We start from the raw sequence: 5,177 nt of genomic DNA, 5'->3' as shown, positions 1-5,177 counted from the left end.
CCGATACATTAAGTAATCCTTACCTTTTAATCTGCAGATTGGCGAAAGCAAATACAATAGCTTCAATTTTATGATAAGGGGGCTGGCGGAGTTTGTCAAGGAAGTTTTTTCGTTTCTAACGATTGTTAACATGCTGCAAAAAACTATGCAAGAGGTCTACCACTTTATTAGGTATTTGTGCAGTTATTGGTGTTATCAAGATACTCCCTAATCTTCTTCAAGTCCTCCCAGGCTAAACGTTTTTGTGCCGGTTGGCGAAGTAGGTAAGCTGGATGAAATATAGCGGCTGTGGTGATTGAATTGGACAAATATTGGTTAGTGTACGTATGAAATCTACCACGCAAATTCGATATAGTTTTTGTGCTGTCAAGAAGGCTATAACATGCGATTCCCCCGACCAAAATTAAAATTTGTGGTGAAACTAGTGCAACGTGTTTTTCGACAAATGGTCTGCACATATCAAGCTCTAGGTCGGTTGGCTTTCTATTGCCAGGTGGACGCCAAAATACAGTATTGCTTATGTATACCTTAGTGCGATCAAGATTGATTGCATTTAACATTTTATCGAGCAACATTCCACTTGCACCACAAAATGGTATGCCTTGAAGGTCTTCATTTGCTCCTGGAGCTTCACCAACGAGCATAACTTTTGCGTTTGGATTACCATCGGAAAAGACAGTATTAGTTGCAGTTTTTTTTATCTCACAACCTTCAAATGATTCAACTGCACTTCTTAGTTCATCCACACTATTACATTTGCTTGCAAGTTTCCTTGCTTCGATTATCCAGTCACTTGGAAACATGTCTTTTCCATCTTTAGTGTCACCCCAGCGCGTATCTGCATCTTTCTTCTTGGTCCCAGTTTGGATAACAGAGGGTTGTACACTCTCTTTGCTCTCCAATTTTTTTTCCTCTTCACCCTCTGTTAGTGTGCAATCAACGCCCACTTCATGGTAAAATTTTAATAATTCTAGGTCTTTATTGCTCATAATGCTTTTTAACCTTTTGTGCTTTTTTCATGGCCATATCATACTTTAATTTAGATAAATGTCTAATATATAATATGCCGTTTAAGTGATCTAATTCATGCTGAATACACCTTGCAAGCCAACCACTAGCTTTTAGTGTTTGTTCTTCATTATCTAAGTCTTTATATTTCACAGTTAGATACTTTGGATGCTTAATTTCATGACTTTGCTCTGGAATTGAAAGGCATCCTTCCTTGAGAATTACTTGTTCATCGGATAATTCTGTAATCTCAGGATTAATCATGTAAAATTTGCCAGTTGAGCCATATCCTGCTGGCTCATTTTCAATCGTTTCTAGCTGAATATCCATAACAAAAATTCTCTTTAACACTCCAACTTGCACTGCAGCAAGGCCAAGACCTTCTGCATCATACATAGTTTCGAACATGTCGTTTACTAATTCTTTAATTTTATCGTTTATATCTGTTACTTCACTGGCACGTGTGATTAGTCTTTCATCAGGGGCAATTACAATTGGTAATATGGACATAAAAATTATAATTCTATGTTTTGCTTTTCCTTTTGTCCAGAATTTAGTGTATATTAAAATGTTGCTATATCTATAATAGAAATATAAATTATTAAAGGAAGCTACAATTTAAATGAAATTGCGTAATAAGGTTAACTAATGTACTCTGCAGTAATAGCAAAACCAAAGAGAAATGTTTTTGCTGTTTTAGACATAGGTACAACAAAGATTATTTGTCTAATCGTTAAGATAAATGGCAACTTCAGCTATAAAGTAACAGGAACGGGTTATAAGATTGCAGAAGGTGTAAACGGTGGATCAATAACTAATGTAAAACACGCAAATTACTCCATCTCATCAACTATAGGTTTAGCTGAACAAGTATCAGAAGAAACCATAGATCAGATATATGTGAACATTGCTGGATGTGGCATCTCATCTTTCAATGTACATAATGAAATTATTGCAGCTAACCATGAGATTTCTGAGCGTGATATAAGACGTGTAGTTTTTCAAACATTTGAGAAATATATTGAAGACAATGTTATCATTCACAATATACCACTAAAATATCACTTAGATGACATGACTGACATAAAAGAAGTTGGTGGATTGTACGGAAAAAGACTATCTGCTGATGTTAATGTTGTCACTGCTTCGCGTCCAGCGCTTACCAATATTGAAAACTGTATTACCAATAATGGTGGATTAAATATGGCAGGTTGTATTGCTTCTGCATATTCTGCAGGTCTTGCCTGTCTGAGTGGAGATGAAAAAGAGCTCGGGACTGCTATTGTTGATATAGGCGGTGGGTGCACTGCAATTGGAATTTTCAAAAGAGGGAAACTTGTGTATGCAAGCAGCGTTCCAATTGGTGGTGTTCATATCACTCGAGATATTGCTTACGGGCTATGCACAAGCATAGAACGTGCAGAGTATATAAAAATACTGTATGGCAGCACTATCGTAACTTCAATAGATGAGAATGAGTACATTACAATGCAAAACAACGAAAATGATGAACCTACTCAAGTATTCAAATCTGAGCTTATTAACATCATAAGACCAAGAGTTGAAGAAATACTTGAAATGGTAAGAGAGCAATTTCAAGAGCAGAAAGATCCAATTAATAAAGTAGTGATCACAGGTGGAACTAGTCAACTCACAAGCATGAAGGAAATTGCAGGCTATATATTCAATAAGCAAGTTCGAATTGGGTGCCCTGAGTCTTGTAGCGGTCTTGATGGCGAATATGATAAAAATCCTGTATTTTCTGCTGCTATAGGCTCTATAAAGCTAATAGTTGACACTTTTTATAAAAATAATTCTGGTATTTTAGGTCAGGATGGTAAAATGAGTAAATTGTATAATTGGGTTAAATCAAAAGTTACAGTCTAGATTTCTGTTTTACCACCTTTCATACAAATGACTTGACACTAGGATCCATAGGACTTATTTTTATAATTGTAAAATTATTATGTTTATGTACTTGCGAGTAAGCGTACCAATTACAATAAGACATGGAAAATATGAACATAACTATACACTCACAAGAAGATTTTGAATTTATGCGCAAGGCTGGCAGGCTTGCTGCTGAAACTCTTGATTTCATTGCACCGTACGTAAAGGTAGGGGTGACAACTAATGAATTAAATGATCTATGCCATGACTTTATAATTAATGCAGGTGCAATTCCAGCACCACTAAATTATAGGGGGTATCCAAAATCAATCTGCACCTCAAAAAATGCCGTTGTGTGCCATGGTGTTCCTGATGATACACCGCTTAAAGATGGGGATATTTTGAATATTGACGTTACGGTGATTTTAAATGGCTGGCATGGTGATACAAGTCGCATGTTTTGGGTTGGCAAGCCATCAATAAAAGCAAAACGTTTATGTGACGCTACTTATAATGCGTTGATGGAAGCAATCAAACAAGTTAAGCCCGGCAATAAGTTAAATGAAATAGGGCTTGCTATAGAGAAATATATTAGAGATTTTGGATATTCTATCGTACGCAGCTACTGCGGACATGGTATAGGAAAAGTCTTTCATGCTCCACCAAATGTAGTGCATTTCTATGATCAAGATGAAGATCTTGTCTTAAAGGAAGGTATGTTTTTTACAATAGAGCCAATGATTAATGCTGGAAAACATGAGACTCTGCTCAGTAAACTCGATGACTGGACAGTAACAACACGCGATCTTTCACTTTCTGCTCAATTTGAGCATACACTTGGAGTAACAAAAGATGGTGCTGAAATATTCACATTATCACCTAAGAATTGGCATTTCCCACCTTATAATTAGATTTTTTTAAATTCTGCTATACTGCAACTATACTTGGTTTACTTTGGGTAATTTTGAAGAAAGCTCACCCTTAATTTGCGATATAGCAACTAGCCCAATTAATGCACAGAAAATCATGTAAAAACTAGCTGAAGTCTCTTGTCCTGTAACCTTGATAATTGTTGTGCATATAAATGGTGCAAGGCCGCCAAAAAATCCAGCAGCTATATTTCTTGATAAACCAAATCCACTGTACCGAACCTTTGTTGGAAATAATTCGCACATAAGTGCACTGACAGGACCAAGCGATGCAGCTATTGGAATTATAAAAAGAATGTGTGCCAGCAAGTAATTGCCACTACATAACATTGAAAAAACTGGATAACTCACTATTACAAAAGCTATAAATGCAAATTTCATAACTTTTTCTCTTCCTACCTTATCAGAAAGTATTGCAAACAATATTGTCAATCCTCCGAGCGCAATTTGACTCAGTATTTCCACTATATGATTAAAATGAGTATTTACTGTTAATGTTTTATTCGTAAGCACATTGAAAAATACCAAATATATATAGAGAGACGCATTTTCAACCAAGTCAATACCTATTGATATTAGAACAGGCTTTTTGTAATTGTTTAATAACTCTTTTAGTGGCAATTTAGACGGATTTTTTTGTCTTTTATACTCTGGGCTTTCATCAAGTATATATCTCACATATATGCTAATTAATCCCATTGCTAAACTGAAAATGAAAGGTAATCTCCACCCCCAAGATTCAAGATCAGATACTTTTTTGCATATGAGTACCGCTATCAGGCTTAATACTGAACCAAAAATTGCGCTTAATACTTCAATGCTGCCAAAAAATCCTTTTTTGTTTTTAGGAGCATGTTCTATTAAAAATGGTGCATTTCCTGCTTCTCCTCCAAGGGATATACCCTGCAATAGCCTTAAACAAACTACCAGAATTGATGCTAGTATTCCAATGCTTTGATAACCTGGAACAAAAGCAATTAATACGGTTGATAAAGTCATTAATATAATCGAGAGCAATAAGGCAACTCTTCTGCCATGTTTATCACCAATGTGACCAAATATAGCAGCACCGACTGGTCTCATTAAGAAACCCACTGCAAACACTCCAAAAGCCTTCAATACGCTGGTTAGTTGATCATCCGATGGAAAAAACACACCACCTATTATGTTTATTAAGTGGCCAAAAAGCATGTGGTCATACCACAATAAAGTGTTACAAATCAAACTTGAAAATATTACTTTTGTTATTTGCTGCATAATTTCCCTATAGCCTGTTTGATCTTAGAGGTTGTCCGGAAACTAGTAAATTCAAGCATATTCCCTCTTTAACATAACCCTACTCATAGCTAG

The 5,177-nt window shown here is 35.8% G+C and carries 5 protein-coding genes; 2 read left to right on the top strand and 3 right to left on the bottom strand.

Features of this window, described 5'->3' with window-relative positions; all coding sequences use genetic code 11:
- Positions 1 to 167: 167 nt before the first annotated feature.
- Positions 168 to 989, bottom strand: coding sequence for a uracil-DNA glycosylase (locus tag OZD62_RS01325; protein ID WP_010082207.1), 822 nt, complete (start codon positions 987 to 989; stop codon positions 168 to 170).
- Positions 979 to 1,518, bottom strand: a complete 540-nt coding sequence (def, locus tag OZD62_RS01320; RefSeq protein WP_275019266.1) for a peptide deformylase — start codon at positions 1,516 to 1,518, stop codon at positions 979 to 981. Before def ends, OZD62_RS01325 begins: the two co-directional genes overlap by 11 nt.
- A 138-nt stretch (positions 1,519 to 1,656) precedes the next feature.
- Between def and ftsA the strand changes: the two genes are divergently transcribed.
- Together ftsA and map are read left to right on the top strand one after the other, a co-directional pair.
- The gene (gene ftsA / locus OZD62_RS01315; protein WP_010962406.1) at positions 1,657 to 2,895 is read left to right on the top strand and encodes a cell division protein FtsA; all 1,239 of its coding nucleotides are present in this window, start codon (positions 1,657 to 1,659) and stop codon (positions 2,893 to 2,895) included.
- Between the two features lie 131 nt (positions 2,896 to 3,026).
- Complete coding sequence (map, locus tag OZD62_RS01310; RefSeq protein ID WP_095742848.1) at positions 3,027 to 3,809, top strand: type I methionyl aminopeptidase; 783 nt, start codon at positions 3,027 to 3,029, stop codon at positions 3,807 to 3,809.
- A 27-nt stretch (positions 3,810 to 3,836) separates the two neighbouring features.
- Here the strand turns inward: map and OZD62_RS01305 are convergent, their stop codons facing one another.
- Entirely contained in the window at positions 3,837 to 5,084 is a 1,248-nt protein-coding gene (locus OZD62_RS01305; RefSeq protein WP_275019265.1) for an MFS transporter, read from the bottom strand.
- Positions 5,085 to 5,177: the final 93 nt, after the last annotated feature.

Origin of the sequence: Wolbachia endosymbiont of Drosophila seguyi, from assembly GCF_028981765.1 — a bacterium.
Lineage (GTDB): Bacteria > Pseudomonadota > Alphaproteobacteria > Rickettsiales > Anaplasmataceae > Wolbachia > Wolbachia pipientis.
The sequence above is the reverse complement of the archived record's forward strand: the minus strand, read 5'-3'. Positions and strand labels throughout refer to the sequence as shown.